This is a genomic window from Catellatospora paridis (assembly GCF_009720365.1).
Lineage (GTDB): Bacteria > Actinomycetota > Actinomycetes > Mycobacteriales > Micromonosporaceae > Catellatospora > Catellatospora paridis.
The window spans coordinates 229,893-256,792 of sequence record NZ_ML769312.1 but is presented as its reverse complement, the minus strand read 5'-3'; the positions used below and the strand labels follow the sequence as shown (position 1 = coordinate 256,792).

Genomic DNA, 26,900 nt, shown 5'->3' with positions numbered 1-26,900 from the left:
GCCTGCCGGCGGCCGCCGTAGGTGACGGCCGCCGGCTCAGGGCCACTGGTGAAAGCTCCCGCACGCGCTGCACATGTGCGTGGACCGGCGCACCAGGCCCAGCTTGTCCAGGGTCCACTCGTCGGTGATGTTCTCGTCCTCGGCCAGCAGCAGAATCCGGGTGAGCAGGCGCAGGGTCGAACGGCCCCGGCCGTCGACGGTCGGGAACAGCGCCCGGTGCAGGGTGTCGCCGAAGACGTACGGCAGGTCGCAGGGCTGCCTGCGCGAGCCGACGGTGACCGCTTCCGTGCCGAGGTGCACCCGGTACACCGCGCGCGAGCCGTCCACCACGACGGTGTCGCCGTGCCTGGTGATCCGTTTGGTGTCGTCGCCGAGCGCCGCGGTCAGCAGCTCGGCACGGGCCCGGGCCAGGCCGGTCGGGTAGTCGTCGACACCGCGGCGGCCCGCCCAGGCGGCCCGGTCCAGGTCGCGCAGGGCCTCGGAGAAGACCACCGCGGGCACCGCGTCGGCGGCGACGGTGGTGTCGCCGTCGCGGAACTCCAGCCGTGTGAAGCCGACGTCGCCCGCACCCCAGCACCCCGCCGCGACGACGTGCAGCACGGCGGTCCGGGTGCCGAACGTCCGGCTCGCGTACGGCTGTGCGCCATCGTGCACCGACCAGCCGCGGACCGTCAGTTCCCGGGACGCCGCGTCGCCGCCGATCACCCGGTCGGAGAAGCGGGTCGAGGCTCCGGCGGCCTCCGGCGGTGTCGGGGCATACCACTCGCGGAACAGTTGCGGGACGGGCTGGCACAGCCTGCGCTGGGCCGCCTCGACCTGCCAGCGGCCCAGCAGCCCGGCGGCGGCCAGCGCGGCCGGGTGCGCCGCCGTGACCGGCCCGGTGGCGTCCACGTCGTCGAGCAGCCCGAACCGGCCGGACGCGTCCTGCCACACCAGCAGCGGCAGCAGCGCCGCGCCGGCCGGGGTGGCGCGCAGCCGGGCCAGGTCCGCGGGCGGCAGCGGCGTGCCGGTGGTGACGAGGCGGTGCAGCATCGTGCGCAGCCGCGTGGTGTGGCCGCGCAGCAGTTCGTGCTGCTCGCGCAGGGGTGCGAGGCCGGGGTCCGCGCTCACGGCCTTGGGTGTCGACTTCAGCACCCGGGCGCCTTTCACCGTGACGATCGCCGGCTCGGAGCCGTCGAACCCGACCGTCGCCGTGTACGGCCCGACGATCAGCGGCGGCGGCACCGGCGTGGGCCAGTCCGACTCCCCGGCGGCGTCCAGCGCGGCGGCGTCGGCGTATCCGCCGACCTGGGCCAGGTGCTCCAGGGCAACGTTCACGGCGGCCTCGTGCTGGCGGCGGCGCTCCCCCGCGGTCATCTCCATGCCGCGCCGGTGCACCTCACGCAGCGCCACCCAGCGGTCCGTCACCGTCTCCGCGTCGGCGAGCGGCAGCATCCCGTACGCCGTGATGCCCACCGGCGAATCCTTGCCGACCCGCGTCATGATCGGGCGGCGGCGCAGGCCGAGTGCCGCCGCGACCACGTCGTTGGTCGCCAGCTTCAGCAGCCGGCCCAGGTCGGCGTCGCGGGCCTCGGCGGCGGCGGTAAGGATCGCCGCGCGGTCGTTGCGCACCACCCGGTTGACCGCCTGCCCGGACTGGATCAGGCGCAGCAGCTGCTCGGCACCCGCCAGGCCGAGCAGCGGCAGCAGCGCCTGCGCGTCCCCGGCCGCCAGGCGCAGCGTGAACGCCTGCTCCTGCCGCGCAGCCGGAGCGTCGCGCAGCAACTCGATCAGCCGAGCCCGCTCAGCGTCGGTCAGCGCCGCCGCGCCCAGGTGCCGGGCGACCCGCCAGTTGCCGGTGAAGTCCAGTGCCCACAGCACGAACCGCAGCCCACGCGGCCTGGGCCTGATCAGCACCCGGTCCCAGTCCACGTCCGGCGCGTTGACGAGCTCCCACACGTGCTCGTCCCAGGCGGCCCGGAACCGGTCGCCGGTAGCGGCGGAGACGACCGGATCGGCGGGGTCGACCAGGTCGCGGACCAGGTCCTCCTCGGCGACGACCCGCGCCACGATCTCGTCGTCCAGCTCGCCCGCCGCCTGCAGCGCGTCCAGCAGCAGCGCCCACGACGCGTCGTGGATCCGGCCGAGCGAGGTGAGCGCGACGGCGCGCAGCACTCTCCGGTCACCGGCGTCGAGCGCGGCGTCCACCAGCGGATCAAGCTGCTTCTCGTGAAAGGACCGCTCGTCCAGCAGCTTCGCCAGGGCCTGCATCCGGGCCGTGGTGGGCCAGGGCGCGTCGAGGACGTCGGCCGGGTCGGCGGGGTCGGTGAGCGGGAACGCCTCGTCGTAGAGCCGGTTCATCTCCTGCTCGTCGGCGTTCACCAGGGTGTCGCCGTCGAGCTGGCGCAGCAGGTGCCCGGCGGTCGTGCGCATGGCGTCGAGGTCTGCCGCGGCCGCCGCCTTCCGCGCCCGATGGATCAGCGCCATCAGCGCCAGCGCGCCGCCCGGGTGCTCGAACATAGCCGTCCTCCGCCTGTCCACGACTGGTTCTCCGTGATCGCCGAGCAGACCCTAGAGCCCGCCTGCGACAGTCGACCAGGCCGCCCACGGTTCACGCCGCGGCGGACTCCTGCGCTGCCGCTTCCACCGCGGGAGCCGGATCGCGCCGCATCGCACGCACGACGAAACCGAGTGCGATGACCGAGTACATCGGATACCCGACTTCGCGCATGTCAAGGACATCGCCGATGTACCACGTGGCCGGGTCGAGGCCGAAGTCGTAGTCGACGAGCGCGAACAGCAGCCACAGCGGCGCGTACGCGCGGTCGAAGGTCTCGGTCGGTTCCCCGACGAGCCCGGTCGACGGCATCAGCTGCACCAGCACCGCGACGTCGGCGACGGCGACCGCCCCGAGCACCCCGACGATCCACGCGGCGCGGAGCAGCCCACGGCGCGCGAGCAGCGCGGCGGCGACGAGCACGACCGCCAGGCCCGCCAGCCAGACCAGGCCGGCCTCCCACTTGCCGAATCCCTTGTCCCACTGCTGGATCGCGAACACCACGGCCGGTAGCAGCACGGCGAGGACAGCCGACCAGCCGCGCGCCCGCAGCGGCCCGGCGATCCGGTACGCCACCGCGGCCGCCAGCCCGGAGACGACCACGGCGGCCAGCAGGTAGACGTAGTCGACGTCGGCGTGGTCCATGGTCCGGTCGCCGCTGAGCCCCCACAGGAACACGTAGGCGATCACGCCGATCACCAGCAGCGCCGTGGACACCACCGGGGTGAGGACGATCCCGGCGATCTTTCTCGGATTGACGTCGGCCACGCCGCATCGTGCCACGCCCACGCGTCGCGCGGTGTCCCGCAGGCCGGCCGAGCCGGAACGCCCTGGGCCCGGGGTGTTCCCGGGCCCACGGGCAGGTGCTACCGCAGGCAGAACTCGTTGCCGTCGGGGTCGGCCAGCGCGGTCCAGCCGGGCTCGCACTGACCGTGGTCGCGCCGGGTCGCGCCGAGGGAGATCAGGCGGTCGACCTCCGCCTCGCGGTCGCTGCCGGCGGGCGGGGTCAGGTCGAAGTGCAGCCGGTTCCGGCCCGTCTTCTCCTTCACCGGTGGGCCGCCCCAGGTCAGCTTCGTGCCGCCGTGCGGTGACTGGATCGCGGTCTCCTGGTCCTGGTCCCAGACCAGCGGCCAGCCGAGCGCCGCACTCCAGAAGTAGCCGACCTCCTGCGTGCCGTCGCAGGCCAGTGCTCCGATGACCCCGCATCCGGCGAGGAAGTTGTTGCCGGGCTCGATGACGTCGAACTCGTTGCCGTCGGGGTCGGCGAGCACCACGTGCTCCGCGTCCGCGCCCTGGCCGATGTCGAGGTGCCGTCCGCCGAGTTCGAGTGCCCTGGCCACCCTCTGCTGCTGGTCTTCCAGGGAGGTGCTCGTCAGATCGAAGTGCGCCTGGTTCTGGCCGGACTTGGGCTCGCCGGTCGGCACGAAACGGATCCGGAATCCGGCGGCGTCGTCGGGCAGGATCACGACGCCTTCGTGCGGATCGTCGGCCAGCTGCCGATCCAGCACCCCCGCCCAGAACTTCGCGAGACCCGCTGGTTCGATCGCGTCGAAGCAGACCGCAAACAGTTCACTGGCCATCGCCCGCTCATCTCCGTTCCGCCGGCGACGTCATGCCGGCTGCTCGGTCGGCAGCCTATGGGTGGGCCGACCGCACTCGCAGCCGAGTTATTCACTGCACGGGGCGCAGCATCGCGCCCTCGGCGGCGTGTCCAGAAGCGGGTGCCCTGCCTCGATGGCGTAGAAATGTCGCTAGCTGGCCAATCCGGGCGATACCGAGTAAATGTCGAAGTTAACTTGAATCGCTCCAGATCGTGGCATATTAGGTAGGTGACGTCGGGCTTCGAGGCGCAGCTGCGGGCGGTCTCCCTGCGGGTGACCCAGCCCCGGTTGGCCGTGCTCGCCGTGCTGGGCGAGCACCCGCACGTCGACACCGAAACCGTGATCTCGCTGGTGCGCGCCGAGCATCCGACGGTCTCCCACCAGACGGTGTACGACGTCCTGCGTGCGCTCACCGAAGCCGGCCTGGTGCGGCGCATCCAGCCGGCCGGTGCGGTCGCCCGCTACGAGTCCCGCGTGGGCGACAACCACCACCATGTCGTGTGCCGCTCCTGCGGTGTCATCGCGGACGTCGACTGCGCGGTCGGCGCAACCCCCTGTCTCACCGCCTCGGACGACCACGGCTTCGTGGTCGACGAGGCGGAGGTCGTCTACTGGGGCGTCTGCCCCGGCTGTGCGACCGAACGTTTTTCCCGTTGATCGGCCAGTTCGGAGGAAGCAGATGAGCGACACCCAGGACAACACGCCTGCGAGCGCGCAGGGCGTGGAAGAGAAGACGGCGGCCGGCTGCCCGGTCGCACACGATTCGGTGACCGCGCAGGGCAGCGAGAGCGAGAACCCTGCGATCCCGTCGCCGACCCCGAAGACCGGCGGCCGCCCGCGCACCAACCGGGACTGGTGGCCCAATCAGCTCGACCTGTCGGTGCTGCACGCCCACTCGGCCAAGGGCAACCCGCTGAGCGACGACTTCAGCTACGCCAAGGAGTTCGAGAAGCTCGACGTCCAGGCGCTGAAGCAGGACATCGTCCAGGTCCTCACCACGTCGCAGGACTGGTGGCCGGCCGACTTCGGCCACTACGGCGGCCTGATGATCCGGTTGAGCTGGCACGCCGCGGGCACCTACCGCACCCACGACGGGCGCGGCGGCGCGGGCGACGGCGGCCAGCGCTTCGCCCCGCTCAACAGCTGGCCGGACAACGCCAACCTGGACAAGGCCCGCCGGCTGCTGTGGCCGGTCAAGCAGAAGTACGGCCAGCAGATCTCCTGGGCCGACCTGCTGGTGCTCGCCGGCAACGTCGCCCTGGAGTCGATGGGCTTCAAGACGTTCGGCTTCGGCTTCGGCCGCGAGGACGTCTGGGAGCCCGAGGAGATCTTCTGGGGTCCCGAGGACGCCTGGCTCGGCGACGAGCGCTACGTCTCGGAGAAGGAGATGGCCGCCGGGGTCGGTGCGACCGAGATGGGCCTCATCTACGTCAACCCGGAGGGCCCGAACGGCAACGCGAACCCGGCGGCGGCGGCGCACTTCATCCGCGAGACCTTCGGGCGCATGGCGATGAACGACGAGGAGACCGTCGCGCTCATCGCCGGCGGCCACACCTTCGGCAAGACCCACGGCGCCGCCGTCGCGGCCGACCACGTGGGCCCGGAGCCCGAGGCCGCCCCGCTGGAGGCACAGGGCCTGGGCTGGCTGAGCAGCAGCGGCACCGGCAAGGGCGGTGACGCGATCACCAGTGGGCTCGAGGTGACGTGGACGGACCGGCCGACGCAGTGGAGCAACCGCTTCTTCGAGATCCTCTTCGGCCATGAGTGGGAGCTCACGACGAGCCCCGGCGGCGCGAAGCAGTGGGTCGCCAAGGACGCCGAGGAGATCATCCCCGACGCGTACGACCCGGCGCGCAAGCACAAGCCGACGATGCTCACCACCGACCTGTCGCTGCGGGTCGACCCGGCGTACGAGAAGATCTCGCGGCGCTTCCTGGCCAACCCCGACGAGTTCGCGCTCGCCTTCGCCAAGGCCTGGTACAAGCTGCTGCACCGCGACATGGGCCCGGTCAGCCGCTTCCTCGGGCCGTGGGTCCCCGAGGCCCAGCTCTGGCAGGACCCGGTGCCTGCCGTCGACCACCAGCTGGTGAGCGACGCCGACATCGCCGCGCTCAAGGCGAAGGTCCTGGACTCCGGTCTGTCGACCGACCAGCTGGTGTCCACAGCGTGGGCCGCCGCCGCGAGCTTCCGCTACACCGACCGGCGCGGCGGCGCGAACGGCGGCCGGCTGCGCCTGGAGCCGCAGCGCAGCTGGGAGGTCAACCAGCCCAGGCAGCTCGCCACGGTCCTGCAGACCCTGGAGGGCGTCCAGCGGGAGTTCAACGCCGCGGGCGGCGCGCAGATCTCCCTGGCCGACCTGATCGTGCTGGCCGGCTCGGCCGCGGTGGAGAAGGCGGCCCGCGACGGCGGCGTGGAGGTGACGGTGCCGTTCCACCCGGGCCGCACCGACGCCGCCCAGGAGCAGACCGACGTCGAGTCCTTCGGCTTCCTCGAACCGCGTGCCGACGGGTTCCGCAACTACCTGCACGCCGGCGAGAAGCAGATGCCGGAGGTGCTGCTCGTCGACCGTGCCTACATGCTCAACCTGACCGGGCCCGAGATGACCGTCCTCGTCGGCGGCCTGCGCTCGCTCGGGGCCAACACCGGCGGCACGAAGCACGGCGTGCTCACCGACCGGCCCGGCGTGCTCAGCAACGACTTCTTCGTCAACCTGCTCTCCCCGGGCGCCCGGTGGAAGGCGGCCGAGTCCGGCGAGCACCTGTACGAGATCCGCGACGTGGCCACCGACCAGGTGAAGTGGACCGCCACCGCGGTCGACCTCATCTTCGGGTCCAACTCGCAGCTGCGGGCCATCTCGGAGGTGTACGCCAGCCAGGACGCTCGTGAGAAGTTCGTGGCTGATTTCGTCGCGGCCTGGACGAAGGTCATGGACCTGGACCGGTTCGACCTGAACTGATCGGCCCCACCGCCGGGCCCGGCCGATCCACGGTGATCGGCCGGGCCCGGTCGGCTATGACCAGGTCATCAGGCGGCGGGTACGGCTGAGGGGACGGCCACCCCTCAGGACCGTCCCCTCAGCGGAGTGCGAATGGGCTCCGCCCTAGGGCGGGCTCGCTCAGCACCACGACCACACCATATCGGCTTAATCGGCGCATAGTGCATTCGCCGCGCCGTGTCGGCCGCCTCCGATCCTCACAGCCGCAGCCAGAGGGCCGCCACGTTCGGCGGCTCCCAGCCGACCTGCGACAGGTGCGGCTGACGGCACTGCCAGCGCGCACCGGTGTACGTCACGACCGTCCCCGCCGCGTACGACACGTTCGGCGCCCAGGCGGCCTCGGACGGCGGTGGAGTCGGCGGGGTCGACGGACCCGCCGTGGCCGCCAGCAGTGCGCCGAGACCGGAGGCCTGGGTGCGCCAGTCACGCGCGTTCGGCGTGCCACCGGCCCAGCGCAATCCGATCCGGTTGAGGCTGTCGCGATCGGACTGCCAGATCGCGTCGGCCTGCCGCTGCGCGTAGGTCCGGTACGCGGCCACCCCGGAGGCGTCGGCCAGGTCCATCAGATACCGCATGAAGATGCCCTTGAACTGCTTCTGGTTGTCGTCGCAGCTGTTGGCCGGGTCGCAGGACTCGGTGAGGATCCCCGAGCGGGTCAGCACGGTCGAGTTCATCGCCGCGTCGGCCAGCTGCCGCGCCGAGGCCAGCAGCGACGCGTTGCCGGTGGCCCGCCACAGCTCGACCGCCCCGCCGATGGCCAGTCCCTGGTTGTACGTCCACACGGTCTGCCCGTTGTTGGCGCAGCCGCCGGTGATCCCATCGTTGACCAGCCCCGCAGAGTTGATCATGCCGCTCGCGGCGAACCAGTTCCAGCCCGCGGTCGCCCGGCCCAGCCACAGCGTGTCGCCGGCGAGGCGGTTGTGCAGCGCGGCGGTGAGCCGGATGTACAGCCCGATGGTGACCGCGTTCTTGTACGTGCGCTCCCGGTTCCACCAGATGCCGCCGCCACAGGAGCCGTCCCAGTACGAATGCATGTAGTTCGCGATGGTCACGGCCATGTTCAGGTACTTGGTGTCGCGAGTGACGTCGTACGCCTGCACCCAGGCCAGCGCCCACCAGCCGGTGTCGTCGATCGCGCGGCTGATGAAGTTGCCCTCGATCGCGTCGGTGCTCTTCTGCCCGGCCGGCATCACGCCCTTGTTCAGCTCGTACGTCCGGTCGATCAGCCAGCGGTAGTCGGTGCGGCCGGTGCGGGCCGACCAGTCCCCGAGCGCGGTGACCGCGACCGCGGAGTTCCACCAGCTCGACGGCCACCACGCGGTGTCGGTGCGGTACGCGTGGGCCAGTGCGTCCGCGGCGGCGGCCGGGCGGTCGAGGGCGGGCCGGGCCCAGGCCGTGCAGCTGCCGCCGGCTCCGCCGGTGGCCCGGCCGCAGGCGCGCACCGCCCCGCCGTAGAGCAGCGACCGCGGATCGCGCGTGTTGACCATCGTGGTGCGCACCGAGGAGGCCCCGGCCGGGACGCTGACCCGGCCCAGCGACGAGCCGCCCGGCCACGACGCGCCCTCGTCCCACGAGCGGTCCAGCCACACCTCGTCACCGGCCGCGCCCGAACCCAGCGTGGCCCAGGCCAGGCCGCGGCTGTCGATATGCAGGTCGATGCGGCGGTTGCCGATGGTGGTCCCCGGCACCGGCTGGCTGTCGCCGACGGCGGTGGCCGCGTCCACGCCGTCGCAGACGGCATCGCAGACCTTGACGTACACCCAGGCGGTGCAGGTGACCCCGCCCGCGTCGCCGCAGGCGCGGACCATGCCGCGCCGGTGGGCGGCCGGGTCGGCGACGTTGTACATGAGGGTGCGGGTGCCGGTCCAGGTGGCCGGGATGCTCGCCCGCCCGAGTAGACCGTCCCAGGTGGAGCCGTCGGTCCAGCTGCGGTCGAGCCAGACGGAGTCGCCCAGCACACCGTTGTCGATGCTGCCCCAGGCCATCCGGTCGATGTCGGAGACGTGCAGGACCAGTCGCCGCCCGTTGAGGTTGACCTCGGGCACCGGGAAGGTCTCCTGGCGGGCCAGGGACGGGTCGCGGGTGTCGCAGTGGAGCGCGCACACCGCCGGGGCGGCGCTCGCCGGGATCGCGACCACGGCGCCCGCCGCCCCGGCGAGCAGTGCCGTGATGAGGACTGTGAGCTTGCGCATCGGATCCACCTCGGTGTTCACACGAGTTCCCGCACGTACGAACAGATTCCCGTTGGTATCTGTCGATGTCTGTGGATCGAAGTTAACAAACTTAACCGTTGACTGTCCACGGCGCGGCCGTGCCAGGACGGCCGGATGAGGTGCGCGCGCACGGAACCGGCTTCGGCGACATCGACGTCATAGGAACCGACGACCCCGACCGCGGAGGCGACCATGCACCAAGGACATCTCGACGCTGCCACCGCCACGCGGCGTGCGCTGCTGCTGGGGCTGGCCGTGGCCGCCGCGGTGCCGCTTGTCGGCTGTGCCGGTGAGGACGGCGGGCCGGAGCTGGTCACCGCGGGGGGTGTCGACCGGGTCGAACCGCCGACCGACGCCCCGGTCGCGACCTCAGTGGACGGCCTGGCCGCCTTCGGTCACCGAGTGCTCCAGGCGGCGGCCGAACCCGGGGCGAACTTCGTCGCCTCGCCGTTGAGCATCGCGCTCGCGTTCTCGATGGTGCGGGCCGGTGCCGGCGGAACGACCGCGAAGGAACTGGACGCCGTCTTCGGCTTCCCGGCGAGCGGACGCGACGAGGCGTACAACGCCATCAGCGGTCAGCTCGCCACCGTCGACATCCCGCCGAAGCCCAAGGGCGGCCCGCGCGACGGGAGCGCGAAGCGCAACCCGCCGGTGGTGAGCATCGGCAACGCCCTGTTCCCGCAGCAGGGCTTCACGATCGGGGCCGACTTCCTGCGCACGCTGGCCGAGCAGTACGCGGCGGGCGTCCGCCCGGTCGACTTCGGCGGCGACGCGGCCGGCCAGATCAACGCGTGGGTGGACCGCCAAACCGCGGGCCGGATCAAGAAGGTGTTCGACGACCTCGACCCGAGCACGAAGCTGGTGCTGGCCAACACCGTCTACTTCAAGGCGGACTGGCGCAGCTACTTCCTCGACGTCGCCGACGCCGCCTTCACCAAGGCCGACGGCACGGTCGTCTCCACCCCGACGATGCGTGACGGCCTGCGCATCCGGTATGCCGAGACCGCCGGCATCTCCGCGATAGAACTCCCCTATGCCGAGGGCCCCTACGCGATGTGGCTGATGCTCCCGCCGCCCGGCGGAAAGCCGGAGGACGCGCTGGCGCACCAGGTGCTGGCCCGGTTGCGCGACTCGTTCACCGAGCTGCAGGTCGAAGTCGCCATCCCCAAGTGGGACTTCGACACCGCGATCGACCTCACGGCGGTGCTGGCCAAGCTCGGCCTCACCGCCGCCTTCCAGAGCGACGCCGACTTCAGCGGCATCGCAGCCGGGCTGTTCATCTCGGACGCGGTGCACAAGGCGAACATCACCGTGGACGAGTGGGGATCCGAGGCCGCCGCCGTCACGGGCATCGCCATGGCGCTCAGCGGCCCTCCGCCCACGCAGGCGAGGTTCATCGCCGACCGGCCCTTCGCGTTCGCCATCGTCGGCGGCAAGGACAGCATCCCGCTGTTCATCGGCAGGGTCAGCGACCCGTCGGCCACCCGACCGAGCTGACCCTCAGGTGAAGGCACTCCTGCCAGGTCGCAACGCCACCGGCGGGCGGGCGCCCTGCACCGACCCCATAACACCCCCGTTTGGGCACGTCAGGCACCATAGGATCGACACCGTGACACATGGCGGACGGCTAACGGAATGAGCTTCAGCGACGAGGTGCGCGCGGCCTTCCGGCGCGGTGAGACCGATGCCGTGGTGCGGATGAGTCGGGCCGAGATCGACCGGGCGCAGGCGGTCGGGGATCTGGCCGGTGAGGTGGAGGCCAGGTATGCCCTGGCCCGGGTGGCCATCCGCGGCGGCGATCTGGCGGACGGAGAGGTCCGGGCCCAGGAGGCGCTCGCGGTCGCGCTGCGCTCCGGCGACCGCGCCCTGGAGGAGCGGCCCAGGCATGTGCTGGCTGCCGTGGCGCGGATGTCGGGTGACCTGGCCAGGGCCAGGGAGCTGTACCGGGAGAGCATCGCGCTCAACGAGGCGCTGGACCGGCCCGAGACCGTCAACTCGGAGTATCACAACCTCGCGTTCTGCGAACTGGGGCTCGGCAATCTCGATAAGGCGCGAAGCCTGTTCAAGGCAGGTCGTGAGCGCGTGTTCCAGCAGGGCTGGGCCGATTTCGTGCCGTACGTCTGCGTGGCCGGCGTCGCGCTCGCCTCGGCCGAGGGTGATCAGGCGAGGGCGGCGCGCATGGTCGGCGTCGCGGATGCGGCGTTCGCCGCGCTCGGGCAGGTGCCTGACCCCGATGACGCGGCTGACCTGGCCGCCGCGCGGACGGCTGCGATCGAGGCGCTGGGCCCGGTCGCATTCGGCGAGCAGTACGCGCAGGGCCAGGCACTCGATCCGCGCGAAGCGTTCGGCGACGACTGAGGCGGGACCTACCGCGCATCACCCGCCGGCGTCATACGATTACACCTCGTAAAGGAGGTGGGTTGGATGAAGGTCCTGATGGTGATCACCTCGCATGATCAGCTTGGGGACACCGGTCGCAGGACGGGTTTCTGGCTCGAGGAACTCGCCGCGCCTTATTACCGTTTCCGCGATGCCGGCTGGGACGTCACCTTGGCGTCACCACGCGGCGGACGGCCACCGCTGGATCCCAAGAGCAACGAACCGGAGTTCCGGACCGACCTGACCCGTCGGTTCGAGGCCGACGCGGACGCGGAAGCCCAGCTCGACACCACGCTGCGCCTGGACTCGGTGTCCGCCGACGACTTCGACACCGTCTTCTACCCGGGCGGTCACGGCCCGATGTGGGACCTGGCCGAGGATCCCACCTCGGTCGCACTGATCGAACAGGTCGTGCGGTCGGGCAAGGCCATCGCGCTGGTCTGCCACGCCCCGGGCGCGCTGCGCCACGTCAAGACACCCGAGGGCACTCCCCTGGTGGCCGGTCGGAAGGTCACCGGCTTCACCGACACCGAGGAGGAAGCCGTGGGCCTGACGAAGGTCGTGCCGTTCCTGGTCGAGGACGAACTCGTCGCCAAGGGAGCCCACTTCAGCAAGGCCGACGACTGGCAGCCGTACGTGGTGACCGACGGCCGGCTCATCACCGGCCAGAATCCCGCGTCCTCGGGCCCGGCAGCCGATGAGCTGATCTCGCTGGTCGAAAAGATCAACAAGTAGCACCCGCGCCGTCAGACGGGTTTGACGGGCTGCCTGAGGATCGTCTTGAGCTTTGCCGGCTCCGTGCGCCGTGCGTCGCTGAGGTAGATCTCGTGATGGTCGCCGTTGAAGGTCAGCCCGTTGTCGGGCAGGTAACGGTGGTGCAGGCGGTCCAGGGTCGGCGCTTCGTCGTCGTAGGAGCCGACGTGCAGGATCTGCACGCACCTGCCTTCGATGAGGCTGATCAGCCGGACGTCGGCCAGCGCCGGGTTGTCCTTCTTCTTGGCGGCTTCGGCGACGGCCGCGCGGACCATGTCCTCGGTGATCCAGTCCGGTTGGCTGATCATCATCGTCCACGCCCAGGCCTGCTTGTCGCGTGTCACGAACGCCTGGGGATCGTCGGCGCGCCACAGCCCTTCCAGCGGCCCGACCACGAAATCCCGGTCGAGGGCCTTCTTGCTGGCGAACTTCAGGGTGTATGCCGTCGTGAAGAGGGCCTCGACGGCCGCGGCGTACGCCTCCGCCGTGTTCGGATCACCGTGGCCGTCGACCGCGAGGTATCGCAGCTCGGGAACGTCGACCACGACGAAGTCCAACGCCCGCGGCGCGTACAGCTCGCGACGTGCCTTCTTGATGTCGTACTTGTCCACCGCGTTCTCCTTGGTCAGTGTTCCCAGCGTGGCTTCGGTCCAGCCGGCGTCGGCCTGGAGCATGGCTTCGCTGTAGTCGAAGATCGCCGAAGCGGCGGCGGGCAGCGGCTCCTGCCGCGCCCTGGCCGCACGAACCTCCACCAGCTGGCTCCGCAGCGCCGCCAGGCGCCGGGTCAGTCCGGCGACCACGTCCTCCTCCGGCAGTCCGGGGCTGTTCGCCATCCCGACCAGGACCCGAGAGCGCACCGGCGTCAGCGCCGCCAGCGCATCCCTGCTGGCGGCAGCGCACAGGTCACGGCCCGCTGCCGTCGCCTGGTAGGTGGCACGCGACTTCGCCGACCGCTTCTCGGTTGCCGGCGTCACGGTCGTCTCGATCAGGCTCCGGGCCGCGAGCTTGTCGAGGAGGTAGTAGATGGACGAGAAGCCCAGCGCCGTCCAGGCGCGCACGCCCCGTTCCTCGATGACCCGTTCCAGCTCGTATCCGTGGCGCGGCTGCTCCAGGAGCAGCCCGAGGACGGTCAGCTCGGCATCGGTCAGCGTCGGCTCCACGTGCCTATTCTAGCGCTAGAATAATGTGCCGTGCCGGCACCGTCGGCACGCGCTCAGCGGCTGTCTCGACCCCGACTTCGCCGGCGCGACCGGGACCTGATCGGAAGGTGCAGTCTGTCGATCGCGAAGAAGGTGAGCGAGCTGGCCAGACCGACCAGAACGCCGGACACGTACAGGTTGCGCTGCCCCTGCAGTTCGGCCCGCCGGTCGACGAAGCTCGCCACCGGCGGCTCGGGGCTGTAGCCGAACGAGTGGGCGTCGGTGAGGTCCCACTCCAGCCGCTGGTCGTCTCCGCCCGTGGAGATCGCGTCGAGCCGCCACGCCGGCGACGCCGGCCGCCCCTTCAATTTGACCGTCACCATCTCCTCGGCGCAGGTCTCATAGTCGATGGTGGGAGACAGGATGGGCAGCACGACGGTCGTCCGGGGCCCGTCGACGACCACCGCATCCCGGCCGAGGTCGCTGAACAACAGGACTCGCAGCTCCTTGTCGTCATGGGACACCGTGACAGTCGCGGCACTCCCCAGCTGGGCGGAGTACCGGTCACCCACCCGGGGCACCACCAGCACGAGTCCCACGGAACCGTCCTTCCGGACGGCCGACCATTGCACGAAGTCCGCGGGGAGCGCCGACTCCCGGTCCGTGCGGTCGGGGTTCATCGTGCCGGTGATGTGCGGGTATCCGGAAGCTTCGGGCCACACTGCGGCACCCTCGAAGGTGAGGGTGACGTGAGTGGGCGGCACGGATGTCCGGTCCTTCGCGAACGCGGCGATGAGGGCCTGCTCGGGAGGGTTGTCCTGGGTGCGCGGCGTGCCTGGGGCAACGGCATAGGACAGGTTGTACACCAGGGAGAGTTCGCAGGACTTGAGGTGCGCTGCCCCACCGACGCGCACCCTGACCAGGTTCTGCTCGAGCGGCGGCGGGTCGGGCAACTCCGGCACGAAAGACGCCTGGTACAGCCATACGCTCCCGAGCGCCAGCACGGCCGACGTGAACAACATGACGGCCGCCGCCACGAACCGCCTGCCGGCAGGTGGATCGGGCGGTGCCGGCGCACTCCGGTGAATCAGCGTCCCGGATCGCTGACGTACCCAGAGGCCGTTCGGCCGGCGGACCCATCGACTACCACGGCCACTCATCTACGAAAGTCTCTCCCCATGAAGACGAGTGAACTGTAGGGCCTCCGCGCACCACCCCGCGGGCCGGCGGGGTGCGGGCGGATTATCATCGCGGCGTGTCCGATCTCATGTGGCCGATGGTCGCAGGCTCCGAACCGGACGGCCGGGCCGGCGGCGCGTTCGCCAATCCGGTGATCGCCGGGTTCCACCCGGATCCGAGCGTGTGCCGGGTGGGCGAGGACTATTACCTGGCCTGCTCCAGTTTCGAGTACTTCCCCGGGATGCCGATCTTCCACAGCCGGGACCTGGTGCACTGGGAGCAGATCGGCAATGCCCTGGAGCGGCCGAGTCAGCTGACCCTGCCGCCCGGCATGCCGTCGTCGGCCGGCGTGTACGCGCCCACGCTGCGCCACCACGACGGCCGTTTCTGGCTGATCACCACCAACGTCGCCCCCGGCGGCGGCAACATGCTCTTCACCGCCACGGACCCGGCGGGGCCGTGGTCCGATCCGGTCCGGCTGCCCGGCGTCGGCGGCATCGATCCGGATCTCGCCTGGGACGAGCAGGGCCGCTGCTGGTGCACGGTCGCCGGGATCCAGCAGGTGCGCATCGATCCCGAAACCGGCCAGACCATCGGCGAGCCGCGCGGGCTGTGGTCCGGCAAGCCCGGTGCGCAGGCCCCCGAGGCCCCGCACCTGTACCGGATCGGCCCGTTCTGGTATCTGATGATCGCCGAGGGCGGGACCGAACGCGGGCACGCGGTGTCCATCGCCCGCGGACCGGCCCCCGACGGGCCGTTCGAGCCGTGCCCGGGCAACCCGATCCTGACCCACCGCGGCACCAACCGTCCGATCCAGAACACCGGGCACGCCGACCTGGTGCAGGCGCCCGACGGATCGTGGTGGATGGTGCTGCTGGCGGTCCGGCCGCAGGGCGGCACCCCCGGCTGGCACGTGCTCGGACGGGAGACCTTCCTGGCACCGGTGAGCTGGGTCGACGGCTGGCCCGTCGTCGGCGAGCTCGCCCCGGTCATGGCAGCCCCACCATGGCCGGCGCATCCGGTGGCCGCCCCGCCCGTCCGGGACGACTTCGACGGCGACCGCCTGCACCCCCGGTGGATCTGGGTACGGTCCCGGCCGGACGAACTCCGGTCGGCCGAGCGCCCCGGCTGGCTCACCCTGCGAGCGCGCGGCGCCGGCCTCGACGAGCCCGACGTGACGTTCGTGGGCCGCCGCCAGCAGCACCAGTCATGCCGGGCGCGGACGCTGGTCGACGCCACCGGCGGACGCGGCGGGCTCGCGATGCGGGTCGACGAGGCACACCACTACGAGATCGAGGCCGGGGACGGCCAGGTGCGGGTCCTGGCACGTACGGCGTCGCTGCGGTCGACGGTCGCCACCCGGGCCGTGCCGGACGGTCCGGTCCGGCTGCGGATCGACGTCATCGCCTGCTCACCGCAGCAGTGGCATCCCCGCCTGGAGCCCGACACGCTGCACCTCGGGATCGAGGACGCCGACGGCACGTTCGACGTGCTCGCCGAACTCGACGGCCGTTACCTGTCGACCGAGGTGGCCGGCGGTTTCACCGGCCGGGTCATCGGCATGTACGCCGCCTGCGGCGAGGTCGGGTTCGACTGGTTCGACTACGAACCGCTATGACCAGGGCCAGGGTCGAAGCAGTCGTGGCACCGCGTCGGGCAGCTGTCACTGCCGCGGGGCGCGGCGGTCGCGGCGGCGCTCCAGCTCGTCGTCGTCGACGTAGATCAGCATCGGCTGGCCTGGCACGCAGTGCATGACGACCACGAAGCGGCTGGTCGCGTCGGGCAGGTTGTTGGTCGACAGCTGCCGCTCGTTGAGCATGGTGAGCACGGAGGTGCTCCGGTTGTCTGCGACGTCCATTCGGTTGACCTCCTCGCGCGGTGCAGCGATGGCCGCTGGGCTGGTCCGCTACCTGTCCCTGCCGGTACACCGGCCAGACCCATCGTCGCAAAGGGCGGCGCTTCCCGTGCCCGAACTTGGTCACTCGGGCGTGGCAGGCCGCCGGTCTGTTGTGGCGCGGTCTGACGTAACGCTCCATCCTGATGGGATGACCACACAGACGTTCGCCCGCCCGCGCCTGCTCGTGCTGCGTGCCCGGTGCCTGTTCGACGGCGGGGGCGGTCCCCTGCTCGACGATCCGTCAGTGGTCGTCGACGGCGGCCGGATCGTGTCGGTGGCGCAGGGTCCGGCGGGCGTGCCCGACGGCGCGGATGTCGTCGACCTGCCCGGGGCCACGCTGCTGCCCGGGCTCGTCGACTCACACGTGCACCTGGCATTCGACGCCTCCGCCAGGCCGGTCACCCGGCTCGGCGAGCGCGACGACGCGGCGGCCTACGCAGCGATGTGCACAGCCGCCCGCGCCGCCGCGGCAGGCGGCGTCACCACCGTGCGCGACCTCGGCGACCGCGGCTACCTGGCGCTGCGGGTGCGCGCGGCAGCCCGCGGCGGCGATCACACGCTGCCGGACGTCGTCGCGGCTGGGGTGCCGATCACGACACCCGGCGGGCACTGCCACTTCCTCGGCGAGACCGCTACCGGAGCCGCGGACCTGCGCGCCGCGGTGCGGGCGCGCGCCGACCGTGGGGTCGACGTCATCAAGGTCATGGCCAGCGGCGGTCACATGACCGCGGGCAGCCGCCCGGAGCAGGCGCAGTACTCGGTGGACGAGTTGCGGGTGGTGGTCGAGCAGGCGCACGGGTTCGGACTGCGGGTCACCGCGCACGCCCACGGCACGTCGGCGATAGTCGCGGCCGCCGAGGCCGGCGTCGACAGCCTCGAACACGCCACCTTCATGACCGCGGACTCCGTCGACGAGATCCCCGACGGGCTGCTCGACACGATCGTGTCCCGCGGCATCGCGCTTAGCCTGACCTTCGGCACCCGGCCGGTGGACGGGCACGCGGTGCCGCCGAGCATCGCCACCCGGATGCCGCAGTTCATCGCCAACGCGGCTCGGATGCGTGCCGCGGGAGCGCGGATCGTGATCGGCACCGACGCGGGCATCGCACCCGTGAAGCCGCACTTCGTGCTGCGCCACGCGGTGCCGGAGCTCGCCCCGCTGGGCATGAGCGGCGCGGAGGCGCTGCACGCGGTGACGGCCCGCGCGGCCGAGGTGATCGGGCTGGGCCACCGCAAAGGGCGGATCGCGGCCGGCTACGACGCGGACATCCTGGCCGTCGCGGGGAACCCGGTCGCCGAGCCGGCCGCGATCCACCGCCTGCTCGCCGTGTACGTCCGCGGGGTGCGGCTGGCCGCTCACCATGCCGGCTGATCCGCCGGGCGCGGCGCAGACCACCAAAACCGATCTTGAGGCGGCATACGCCCGACAGATCGGGTGTATGGTGCTTTGCAGGGCTTAGCCGGACTACGCTGGTCGAAGACTGCTCAGACCTGACTACGCGCTATTGCCAGAGGTGCGCCCGGACATGAGCGTGCATCGATCGATCGTGAAGGCGCTCCAACGACTGACCGGGACAGCCGCGACGCCGACGGCACCGGCTCACCCGGGGCCTGCACGGACGAGCACGCAGGAGCACACCGGCGAGCCGCCCGGCCGACCGGCCGCCGTCGAGATCACGTCCGGCAGCGAACTCAGCGAACTCGCAGCATCACTCAACGCCGTCACGCAACAGGTGCAGGCAAGGGCGCGGGAGCAGCGACGCGTCCGCGACATGATCACCGCTGAGCGCGATCTGGTGGATTCGGTCCTGGAGATCGCCGGCAGCCACATCCTCGTCGTCATCCTCGACCAGGATGGACGCGTCGTCCAGTTCAATCGGGCCTGCGAATCGACGACCGGCTACAGCCGCGCCGAGGTCGAGGGACGGCGGATCTCGGAACTGTTCCTGCTCCCGGCTGAGAAAGGCCGGGCAGCTCCGGCATTCGGCGAACCCATGGTGTCCGCACCGGAATCCGCGCCGCCCGGAAACTTCGTCTGCACGTGGCTCGACCGTGCCGGCAGGCACCACCACATCGCCTGGTCGAATGCCACCGTGATCGACCGGCCGACCGGAAACACCTACGTCATCGCCACCGGCCAGGACATCACCGACCGCCTGATCGCAGAGGCCGAACTGCACGAGGCGCGGGAGCGGTTCCGGCTCGCCTTCGACAACGCACCGATCGGCATGTGCCTGGTCAGCCGGGAGGGCCGGTTCCTTCAGGTGAACCGGGCGCTGGAAGAGACGCTCGGCCGGCCGGAGGCGCAGCTGCTGAACCTGGGCGTCACGGACGTCGCCCACCCCGGCGACGCCCAGGCGATCCTCCAGACGATCACCGACATGCGCGCGGGCCAGAGTCACGCCGGCCATGACGAGGTCCGCCTACTGGGGCCGGATGACCGGGTTGTATGGGCACGAATGTCCGCTTCCGCGGTGCACCGGGACAACGGCGAGCTGCTCTATTACCTGACCCAGGTCCACGACATCACCGCGCGCCGGACGGCGGAGGAGCGACTCGCCCGGCAGGCACTTCACGACCCGCTCACCGGCCTGCCGAATCGGGCTTCGCTGCTGGCCCGGCTGGAGCGGGAACTGGGCCGTGAACACCCTCCGGGCAGCCTGACCGGGTTGCTGTACGCCGACCTCGACGGCTTCACGATGGTCAACGACAGTCTGGGCCAGACCGCCGGTGACGAGGTGCTTCGCGAGGTCGCCCGCCGCCTGCGGGCCAGCGTAGGACCGTCGGACACGGTGGCCCGGGTCGGCAGTGACGAGTTCGTCATCCTCTGTCGGGAGGTGCCCGACCAGTCTCATCTGCTCGACCTGGCCAGGCGGGTGGCGGACGCCGTGTCCGCGCCGATCATCGTCGGCGGGCAGCGCGAGTCGGTGATCTCCATCAGCACCGGGATCGCCTTCGGCCCGTCCGACGACCTCGACGCGGACCGTCTGGTCCGGAACGCCAACATCGCCTTGTGCCAGGCCAAAGCAGGCGGAAGAAGCGGGTGCCGGCTCTACGACGAGTCGCTCGGCCAGTACGTCATCGACCGCGCACGCATCGAACAGGCGCTTCGCCAGGGGCTGCGCGACGGTCATTTCGTGCTCCAGTTCGAGCCGATCGTCGATGTGACGACCCATCAGGTCGTGGCCGTGGAGGCGCTGGTGCGCCTGAACCACCCGCAGCTGGGCCTGCTGATGCCCGGCGCGTTCATCGAGATCGCCGAGGACAGCGGTCTGATCGCGCCCATCGGCGCCTGGGTGCTGCAGGAGGCCTGCCGCCTGCTCGCCGACTGGCGGGGCGCCGACCTGGGCTGCGGACGGCTCGGCATCACCGTCAACGTGTCGGCTCGGCAGGTGGCCCGGCCGGACCTGGCCGACACCGTGGCACAGGCCCTGGCGCAGTCAGGCATCCCGCCCCAGTGCCTGTCGCTGGAGCTGACGGAGAGCGCCCTGATGGAGGCCGACGTCGGCGCGCTGCGCATGCTGGAGCGCATTCGCGACATGGGGGTCAGGCTCGGGATCGACGACTTCGGCACGGGCTATTCGTCATTGCTGTACCTCAAGCGTCTGCCGGTGAGCTTCATCAAGATCGACCGGTCCTTCGTGTCGGGGCTGGTGCCCGATCCCACCGACCGCGAGATCGTCACCGCGGTCGTCAGGTTGGGCCGGGCACTCGGCCTGGTCACCATCGCCGAAGGGGTCGAGAGTCCCGAGCAGCTCGACATTCTGAAGGATCTTGATTGCGAGCTGGCGCAGGGCTACCTGTTCGGACCGTCGACGAGTGGCGCGCCGAACGTCGCGCAGCCGTGGAAGATCCTGCTCGACCAAGGTCGGCGCGCACCAGGCGCGGACTCGGCCGTCCCGCCCGGACCCGGTGCCGGCCTCGGGGGCAAGGCCGCCCGCTGATCCGGCACACGCTGGCGGGTCAATCGAGTTCGGTCGCCACATCGGACAGCTGCCGCGTCGCGCGCTCAAGGAGCCGGAAGGCCAGATTCCGCTCCGTGGTGAGCGCTGCGAGCAGCAGCCCGGTCAACGCCGCCGAGCCGTTGAACGCCTGCAAAGTGATCATTTTGACGAGCAGGTCCTGACCGGCGAACGGTCCTGCCCCGACCGCGGCTGCGTGAATCGCCAGGCCCGTCACGCCCAGCACGCAGCACGCGGCCCCGCCCAGCTGGAAGCGCACCGCGGCCCAGATCACGAACGGGAACACCAGGAACAGGAGGTTTATCGGTACACGGGTGACCGTCACCGTCACGGCCAGTGCGCTGATCAGCAGTGCCGCTGCCTCGACGTACCGCCGCACCGGGACGTCGCGTGGCCGTCGAGCCGTGCGCAGGACGAGCAACAGCGGCGCGATGACCAGGACGCCCATCGCGTCCCCGGTCCACCACACCGACCACACCGTCCAGAAGTCGCCCGCCTCGATCGCGCCGGCCGCACGCAGTGCCGCACTGCCGATCGTCGCGCTGACCAGCATCCCCGCCAGGGCGCCGAGCAACACCAGCGCCAGCCCGTCGCGCAGCCGGTCCAGTTCGACCCGGAACCCCACCCGGCGCAGCATCCCGTAGGCGCAGAGCGGGGCCAGCGTGTTGCCCGTCGTGATCGCGACGATGGCGACCGCCGACGGGCCGATCGGCGCGTTGATCAGGAATGCTCCCAGCGCGATGCCCGGCCACACCCGGGCGCCCCACAGGAGCAGGCAGACCAGCGCGACGCCGGTCGGCGGCCACAGCGGCGTGACCTGTCCGCGGACCAGTTCCTGCAGCAGGCCGATCCTGGCGGCGACGTAGTAGGCGGCCGCCACGCCCAGGATCTGCAGACCTACGGTGACGCTCCGCGGCAGCCTCCCGCGTTTGCCCTGGTCACCCGCTATTGCAGTCATCGGATCCCCATGGCTGATTCTAAGCGCGCCGCCAGTCTCCCCGGCCCGGGTGACCGGCTACTGAGGCGATGTCAGCAGCCGGTAGCCGACGTCGGCCGTGCCGCCGGCGCCCGGCCGGCCGTGGCGCGCCTGCCAGTCCCCGCCGGCCAGGTCGCCCCGCAGCCGCTGCATCGCCTGCTCGACCCGGGCCGGGTCGAGCCTGGCCAGCGAGGAGACCGAGGCCCGCACGACCGGGTCGAGGTAGGCGTGCGGCCGGTCCCAGTAGGCGGCCAGAAAGCCGTCGCTGCAGTCGTGCGGCACCGGCACCTCCATCACCTGCGCCGGGGCCAGGTGCCGGGCGATGAAGTCGCAGGCGGGCAGCCCCCGCTCGGCCTCGGCGATCTCCGGCAGATAGTCGGCGACCAGCCAGAACCGGGACATCACCGCGTGATCCCAGGTCAGCACCACCTGGCGGCGCGAGACGCGGCGCAACTCGGCGAGCCCGCGGGCGGGATCGGTCCAGTGGTGCACGGTGAGCACGGCCAGCCCGACGTCGAAGCTCTGGTCGGCGAAGGGAAGCCGTTCCGCGACGGCTCGTACCACGGGGGCGCTGCCCGGCGGCCGTTGCGCGATCATCACCGGGGACGGCTCCACGGCGAGCACGCTCCGGTCGGCCGGCTCGTAGGAGCCCGCCCCCGCGCCGACGTTGACCACGGTGCGGGCCTCGCCCAGCGCCCCATCGATGATGGCGGCCAGGCGTGGATCCGGGCGCCGACGCTCGGCGTAGCCGGCCCCCAGCGTCTGGTATGGATCAATCATGTCCGCATGTGTACCAGCCGCGCCGGGGCTGCCGGAAGTGCCCTGCGTATCCGCGATCCACCCCACGCGGCGCGGTCTCGCCTTCCACAGTTGACGCCTCAGCCCCGTGATGCCGCTTCGGCCTCGGCCGGGTTCACTGCGGCAGCGGCGCGCCGGACGCCTCGGCCACCATGTACGCGGCATACCAGTCGGGCCAGTCGGGGTCGGCCCCGCCGATGCGCTTCTCGTGCTCGCCGTGGGCCTGGGAAGCCCGGCGCATCGCGGTCGCCAGGTCGGTCGTGGAGGTGAACGCCGTCGCGCCGGGGTCGACGCGGCCGGGCAGCCGGTTGGTGATCTCCTGCAGCACCCAGGTGTTGCCGTCGGGGTCGGCGAACTCGGCCCGCGACCGGTACGTGCCACGATCGGGGTCCGGGCCCTTGATCGGACCGTCCGAGCCGAGGTGGAAGACGTCGCTGACCTGGACACCGGCAGCGGCGAGCGCGTCGTGGGCCTGCTCGATGTCGGAGACGATCAGGAACGACCTGGCCGAGCCGGGCGCGGCCGTGGTGAGGTTCGTGCCGAAGTGGACCGAGCACTCCGAGCCGTGCGGCGTCAGCTGGACGACGCCCGAGCCGGGTGGGGTCTGATCCGAGCGCCAGCCCAGGCGGCCGTAGAACTCCTCGGCCCGGGCGACGTCCGAGACCGGGATCACCACGACTTCGAGCTTCATGTCGATGTCGGCGACACCAGGCGTCGTGCCCATCGCTTCCTCCCAAGTCCCATGCGATTTCTCGTTCCTGACGATACCGATGAATCGCTCTTACCATGTCTTATAGTGTCAATCCCACCTCAGTGGCCGACGCGTCCCCGGCCGGCAGCCCAAGCCGACTGCGCGGAACCGCGTACAGCGGGGACCGCAGGGAGGTATGCAAGCAGGGGAATCGTTCGCCAGGAGGCTGCGCCATGACCACCTACAAGGTCGGATACTTCATCGGGAGCTTGTCGTCGACGTCGGTCAACCGGGAGCTGTCCCAGGTACTGATCCGGCTCGCGCCCGAGGAGCTGGAGTTCACCGAGATCCCGATCGGCAACCTGCCGCTGTACAGTCCGGACCACGACGCGAACTACCCGCCCGAGGCGGTCGCGCTCAAGGACGCCATCCACCGCTCACAGGCGATCCTGTTCGTCACGCCCGAGTACAACCGGTCGATCCCGGGCGCGTTGAAGAACGCCATCGACTGGGCGTCGCGGCCGTGGGGCAAGAACGCGTTCGACCACATCCCCGCGGCGGTCATCGGGGCCTCCATCGGCCAGATCGGCACCGCGCTGGCCCAGCAGGCGCTGCGGGGTGTGCTCAGCTTCTGCAACGCCCGGCAGATGACCGCCCCCGAGGCGTACATCCAGTTCAACAAGACGCTGTTCCCGGGCAACGGCGAGGTCGTCGACGACGCCGTGCGGACTTTCCTGGCGGACTTCATGGGCGAGTTCCGCGACCACATCGTGCGCGTCCTGTCGGTGCTGCCCCGCCAGGGCCACGGCGCGCAGTGACGCGCCTCAGAGCCAGTCGTTGCGTTTGAACACGGTGTAGAGCAGCACGGACAGCACCGCGATGAGGCCTGTCGACACGAACATGCCCGAGGCGCTGCCGTAGCCGGGATAGGGCAGGTTCTGCCCGTAGAAGCCGGTGATCGCCGTCGGCACGGCGATGATGGCCGCCCAGCTCGTCACCTTCTTCATGATCGTATTAAGCCGGTTCGCCTGGGTGATCAGATTCGTCTGCACGGTCGTGGCAGCGAGGTCGTGCAGGGCGTCGGTCCAGTCGGCCGCGCGCATCGCATGGTCGTGGAGCTTCTGGTAGTACGGCGCCATGGTGCCGCCGACGGCGAGCACGTCCTGGTTCAGCAGCGACTCGACGACCTCCTCCATCGGCTTCACCACCCGCCGCAACGCGATCAGGTCGCGGCGCAGCTGAAACAACCGCTGCTGCACGGGCTGGGCGTTGGACCTGCGGGCGTCGAACAGCTGCTCCTCCAGGTCGTCGACGGCCTCGTCGAGTTGCCGGACCGCCTGGAACTGGCCGTTGACGATGTGGTCGAGCAGCCCGTAGAGCAGGTAGGCGACGCCGTGGCGGGTCTGCTCGGGTGAGGCGTCCCAGCCGGCGACGACCGGCTCCAGGTCGAGGCCGCAGTCCTTGCGGACCGTGATCAGCACCCGGTCGTTGCAGAAGACGGCGATCTCGAACAGCATCAGTGCCGAGCTCTCGGGGTCGAGGGCGGCCCCGTACGCGTCGAGGGACAGGTGCTCGGGGTAGCGGTTGAGGCTCGGGCGCTGGCCCTTGTCCAGGCACTCCCCGATGGCCAGCTCGTGCAGGCCGACGTCGGCTTCGAGCATGGTCATGTCCTCGGGGCTCGGCTGGTAGAGGTCCAGCCAGATCACTGTCGCCGGGTCGGCCAGATGCTTGGCCACGTCGTCGACCGGGAAGTCCACGAGCGTGCACACGCCGTCGCGGTACAGCCGGGACCTGGCCCGCCGGAGCGACTCCGGTGGATCACGATCGCCGCCGCGGCCCCCGACGACCCTGCCGTCCCCGCCCACGTTTCCAGCGTAGGCGGGCGCAGCCCGTCAGATGACGGCCAGGGCGATGATGAGCGCGCCGAGCGCGAGCAGGAAGAGCTGGACGATCAGCGTCACGCGGGTGTCGACCGGGTCGGCGGGCCGGGGTTCGGCGTCCATCGCCCGGCTGAACACGTAGGAGTTGGAGTAACGAGTGCTCATGCCGACCACGCTGCTACATGGGCGGGCGTACCGCCACGATCTTGATGCGTTCGCTACGGCCCCGGCCGTGATCCTGACGCGGTCCCGACGCCGTACGCAGCTCGTGAGGGGCGGAGATCGGGCCTACGGGTGGGTGTAGGTGCCGGGTGTGTGACCGGTGGCGCGGCGGAACGCGGCGATGAACGCGCTGGTCTTGCGGTAGCCGACGGCGCGGGCGACGGCGTCCACCGCCGTCCCATCGGCCAGCAGCTGGATCGCGGCGCGGACGCGGACCTGGGTGCGCCAGCGGGCGAAGCTGAGTCCGGTCTCGCCGGCGAACAGGCGCGACAGGGTTCGCACGCTAGCGTGCACGTGGTCCGCCCACGCGGCGAGTTCCCGCTGGTCGGCCGGGTTCGCGAGGATCCGTTCGGCGACGGCGCCCGCTCGCGGGTCGGTCGGCATCGTGACGTGCACGTGGTGGGCGGGCAGCGGGGTGAGCAGGTCGAAGACCAGCGCCTCGGCGTGCCGGCGGCTCGGCTGGTCGGCGCCGGTCTGGTGCAGGTGCACGATGAGCTCCCGGAGCAGCCGTCCGACCGGGACACCCGTGGGCTCGGTCCAGGTGATCGGGCAGCGGTCCGGCGCGAACATGATCACCGCGAGTTCGCCGGCGCGCAGGCCCGCGACGGCGTGCTCGACCCCGCCCGGAACCCACAACCCGTACCCCGGCGGAACCAGCCAGTCGCGCGACCGGGACAGGACGGTGAGGGTCGCGGTGGAACTCGACATCAGGATGGGCTCAGGGTGCGCGTGCGCCGCGAACCTGTCGAACGGTCCGGTCTCACCGTGGAAGATGCTCAGGATCGGCGAGTTCGCAGGTGCCGCTGCGGCAGGCGACGACAGCGGGCGCGCGGGACCGCTCATTGCGCCATCCTTCCGGCCGTAGCCGGGCTGGCCGTTTCGGGGTATCGATTGGCCGCACAGCGCATGACGGCCACACTACCGTTAGGTAAGCCTAATCCGCTCTCGAATGAAGGAACCCATGCCCGGACTCGCCGAACGCCTCGCCGACCTTGCCGGCGGGGCCATGCTCGACAACGCCGAAGTCACCGGCCTCAGCCGCCTGTCGTCGGAGTTCGTGCGGATGGAACTGACCGCCGACGCGTTCCGCAAGGCCGCCTGGACTCCCGGGGCGAAACTCCAGTTCCGGCCGCGCCGCGGCACGATGGGTCTGCGCACCTACACGCCTGTCAGCTGGGACAACGCACGTGGCGTGACGGAACTGATCGCGTACACCCATGGCGACGGCCCGGCGGCGCAGTGGTTCGCGCAGGCGGCGGTCGGCCGGCCGTGCGAGGTCTTCGGGCCGCGCCGCTCCATCGACCTGCGCGTACCCGCCGGCCCGGTGGTCTTCGTCGGGGACGAGACCAGCGTCGCGCTGGCCTGCGCCCTGCGCACCGTGACCGGCGACGTGTCCCATGTCTTCGAAGCACGCGATCCCGCCGGCCTGACCGGTGTCCTGGCCGAGCTGGGGATCATCGAACGGGCGGCCGTGGTCGCGAAGACCCCGGACCGCGTCGAGCTGCTGCGCGCGGCACGCGACGCCGCCGTACCGGCGGCTTGCGCGCTCGTCGTCACCGGTGACGCGGCCACGGTGCACGCCGTACGGCGCGACAGCCGCGGTTGGCCGCGTACACCCGTGCAGGTGACGGGCAAGGCCTACTGGGCCGAGGGCCGCACCGGCCTCGACTGAACCCGCC

General features: G+C 71.1%; 23 protein-coding genes. 10 read left to right on the top strand and 13 right to left on the bottom strand.

What is annotated here, in order from left to right; all coding sequences use genetic code 11:
* Positions 1-36: 36 nt before the first annotated feature.
* From F9C41_RS01055 to F9C41_RS01045, 3 genes are all read right to left on the bottom strand, one after another.
* On the bottom strand, positions 37-2,499 hold the full coding sequence (locus F9C41_RS01055; RefSeq protein ID WP_155384678.1) for a DUF4132 domain-containing protein: 2,463 nt from the start codon (positions 2,497-2,499) through the stop codon (positions 37-39).
* A 91-nt stretch (positions 2,500-2,590) separates the two neighbouring features.
* Entirely contained in the window at positions 2,591-3,304 is a 714-nt protein-coding gene (locus tag F9C41_RS01050) for a hypothetical protein (RefSeq protein ID WP_155384677.1), read from the bottom strand.
* A gap of 98 nt (positions 3,305-3,402) precedes the next feature.
* Entirely contained in the window at positions 3,403-4,116 is a 714-nt protein-coding gene (locus F9C41_RS01045) for a VOC family protein (RefSeq protein ID WP_155384676.1), read from the bottom strand.
* Between the two features lie 249 nt (positions 4,117-4,365).
* Here F9C41_RS01045 and F9C41_RS01040 point away from each other — a divergent pair, with 249 nt between their 5' ends.
* Positions 4,366-4,794 (top strand): Fur family transcriptional regulator, encoded by a 429-nt coding sequence (locus F9C41_RS01040; protein ID WP_155384675.1) that lies wholly within the window; start codon positions 4,366-4,368, stop codon positions 4,792-4,794.
* A gap of 22 nt (positions 4,795-4,816) precedes the next feature.
* A complete protein-coding gene (gene katG, locus F9C41_RS01035; RefSeq protein WP_155384674.1) occupies positions 4,817-7,093 on the top strand; it encodes a catalase/peroxidase HPI in 2,277 nt (758 codons plus the stop codon).
* 236 nt (positions 7,094-7,329) lie between these two features.
* Here the strand turns inward: katG and F9C41_RS01030 are convergent, their stop codons facing one another.
* Complete coding sequence (locus F9C41_RS01030) at positions 7,330-9,324, bottom strand: glycoside hydrolase family 76 protein (protein WP_196279570.1); 1,995 nt, start codon at positions 9,322-9,324, stop codon at positions 7,330-7,332.
* Between the two features lie 213 nt (positions 9,325-9,537).
* Between F9C41_RS01030 and F9C41_RS01025 the strand changes: the two genes are divergently transcribed.
* From F9C41_RS01025 to F9C41_RS01015, 3 genes are all read left to right on the top strand, one after another.
* Positions 9,538-10,842 carry a serpin family protein gene (locus F9C41_RS01025; protein ID WP_155384673.1) on the top strand — a complete coding sequence of 435 codons (1,305 nt, stop codon included), beginning with the start codon at positions 9,538-9,540 and terminating at the stop codon, positions 10,840-10,842.
* Between the two features lie 138 nt (positions 10,843-10,980).
* Positions 10,981-11,703: a tetratricopeptide repeat protein gene (locus F9C41_RS01020; RefSeq protein ID WP_155384672.1), complete on the top strand. Its 723-nt coding sequence runs from the start codon at positions 10,981-10,983 to the stop codon at positions 11,701-11,703.
* Between the two features lie 66 nt (positions 11,704-11,769).
* On the top strand, positions 11,770-12,459 hold the full coding sequence (locus tag F9C41_RS01015; RefSeq protein WP_155384671.1) for a type 1 glutamine amidotransferase domain-containing protein: 690 nt from the start codon (positions 11,770-11,772) through the stop codon (positions 12,457-12,459).
* Between the two features lie 11 nt (positions 12,460-12,470).
* On the opposite strand, the gene F9C41_RS01010 is transcribed toward F9C41_RS01015, so the two are convergent.
* Both F9C41_RS01010 and F9C41_RS01005 read right to left on the bottom strand, forming a co-directional pair.
* The gene (locus F9C41_RS01010) at positions 12,471-13,637 is read right to left on the bottom strand and encodes a GyrI-like domain-containing protein (RefSeq protein WP_155384670.1); all 1,167 of its coding nucleotides are present in this window, start codon (positions 13,635-13,637) and stop codon (positions 12,471-12,473) included.
* Positions 13,638-13,690: 53 nt separating this feature from the next.
* Positions 13,691-14,653 carry a hypothetical protein gene (locus tag F9C41_RS01005; protein ID WP_155384669.1) on the bottom strand — a complete coding sequence of 321 codons (963 nt, stop codon included), beginning with the start codon at positions 14,651-14,653 and terminating at the stop codon, positions 13,691-13,693.
* A 218-nt stretch (positions 14,654-14,871) separates the two neighbouring features.
* Between F9C41_RS01005 and F9C41_RS01000 the strand changes: the two genes are divergently transcribed.
* Positions 14,872-16,413, top strand: a complete 1,542-nt coding sequence (locus tag F9C41_RS01000; RefSeq protein ID WP_230689185.1) for a glycoside hydrolase family 43 protein — start codon at positions 14,872-14,874, stop codon at positions 16,411-16,413.
* A gap of 45 nt (positions 16,414-16,458) precedes the next feature.
* Here the strand turns inward: F9C41_RS01000 and F9C41_RS41020 are convergent, their stop codons facing one another.
* Positions 16,459-16,653, bottom strand: a complete 195-nt coding sequence (locus tag F9C41_RS41020; protein WP_230689184.1) for a hypothetical protein — start codon at positions 16,651-16,653, stop codon at positions 16,459-16,461.
* 187 nt (positions 16,654-16,840) lie between these two features.
* On the opposite strand from F9C41_RS41020, the gene F9C41_RS00990 reads away from it, so the two are divergent.
* Both F9C41_RS00990 and F9C41_RS00985 read left to right on the top strand, forming a co-directional pair.
* Positions 16,841-18,064, top strand: coding sequence for an amidohydrolase family protein (locus F9C41_RS00990; protein WP_155384668.1), 1,224 nt, complete (start codon positions 16,841-16,843; stop codon positions 18,062-18,064).
* Between the two features lie 154 nt (positions 18,065-18,218).
* Positions 18,219-20,636: a putative bifunctional diguanylate cyclase/phosphodiesterase gene (locus F9C41_RS00985; RefSeq protein ID WP_155384667.1), complete on the top strand. Its 2,418-nt coding sequence runs from the start codon at positions 18,219-18,221 to the stop codon at positions 20,634-20,636.
* Between the two features lie 19 nt (positions 20,637-20,655).
* Here F9C41_RS00985 and F9C41_RS00980 read toward each other — a convergent pair whose 3' ends face one another.
* The 3 genes from F9C41_RS00980 to F9C41_RS00970 all read right to left on the bottom strand — a co-directional run bounded on the left by F9C41_RS00980 (position 20,656) and on the right by F9C41_RS00970 (position 23,152).
* A complete protein-coding gene (locus tag F9C41_RS00980) occupies positions 20,656-21,612 on the bottom strand; it encodes an MASE1 domain-containing protein (protein ID WP_155384666.1) in 957 nt (318 codons plus the stop codon).
* 57 nt (positions 21,613-21,669) lie between these two features.
* Positions 21,670-22,410, bottom strand: a complete 741-nt coding sequence (locus F9C41_RS00975; RefSeq protein WP_155384665.1) for a class I SAM-dependent methyltransferase — start codon at positions 22,408-22,410, stop codon at positions 21,670-21,672.
* Positions 22,411-22,543: 133 nt separating this feature from the next.
* On the bottom strand, positions 22,544-23,152 hold the full coding sequence (locus F9C41_RS00970; RefSeq protein WP_155384664.1) for a VOC family protein: 609 nt from the start codon (positions 23,150-23,152) through the stop codon (positions 22,544-22,546).
* Positions 23,153-23,352: 200 nt separating this feature from the next.
* On the opposite strand from F9C41_RS00970, the gene F9C41_RS00965 reads away from it, so the two are divergent.
* A complete protein-coding gene (locus F9C41_RS00965; protein ID WP_155384663.1) occupies positions 23,353-23,937 on the top strand; it encodes an NADPH-dependent FMN reductase in 585 nt (194 codons plus the stop codon).
* 6 nt (positions 23,938-23,943) lie between these two features.
* Here the strand turns inward: F9C41_RS00965 and F9C41_RS00960 are convergent, their stop codons facing one another.
* The 3 genes from F9C41_RS00960 to F9C41_RS00950 all read right to left on the bottom strand — a co-directional run bounded on the left by F9C41_RS00960 (position 23,944) and on the right by F9C41_RS00950 (position 26,064).
* A complete protein-coding gene (locus tag F9C41_RS00960; RefSeq protein ID WP_230689183.1) occupies positions 23,944-24,888 on the bottom strand; it encodes a magnesium transporter CorA family protein in 945 nt (314 codons plus the stop codon).
* Between the two features lie 123 nt (positions 24,889-25,011).
* Entirely contained in the window at positions 25,012-25,164 is a 153-nt protein-coding gene (locus tag F9C41_RS00955) for a hypothetical protein (RefSeq protein ID WP_155384662.1), read from the bottom strand.
* A gap of 123 nt (positions 25,165-25,287) precedes the next feature.
* Positions 25,288-26,064: a helix-turn-helix transcriptional regulator gene (locus F9C41_RS00950; RefSeq protein WP_155384661.1), complete on the bottom strand. Its 777-nt coding sequence runs from the start codon at positions 26,062-26,064 to the stop codon at positions 25,288-25,290.
* Between the two features lie 118 nt (positions 26,065-26,182).
* On the opposite strand from F9C41_RS00950, the gene F9C41_RS00945 reads away from it, so the two are divergent.
* Positions 26,183-26,893, top strand: a complete 711-nt coding sequence (locus tag F9C41_RS00945) for a siderophore-interacting protein (RefSeq protein WP_196279569.1) — start codon at positions 26,183-26,185, stop codon at positions 26,891-26,893.
* Positions 26,894-26,900: the final 7 nt, after the last annotated feature.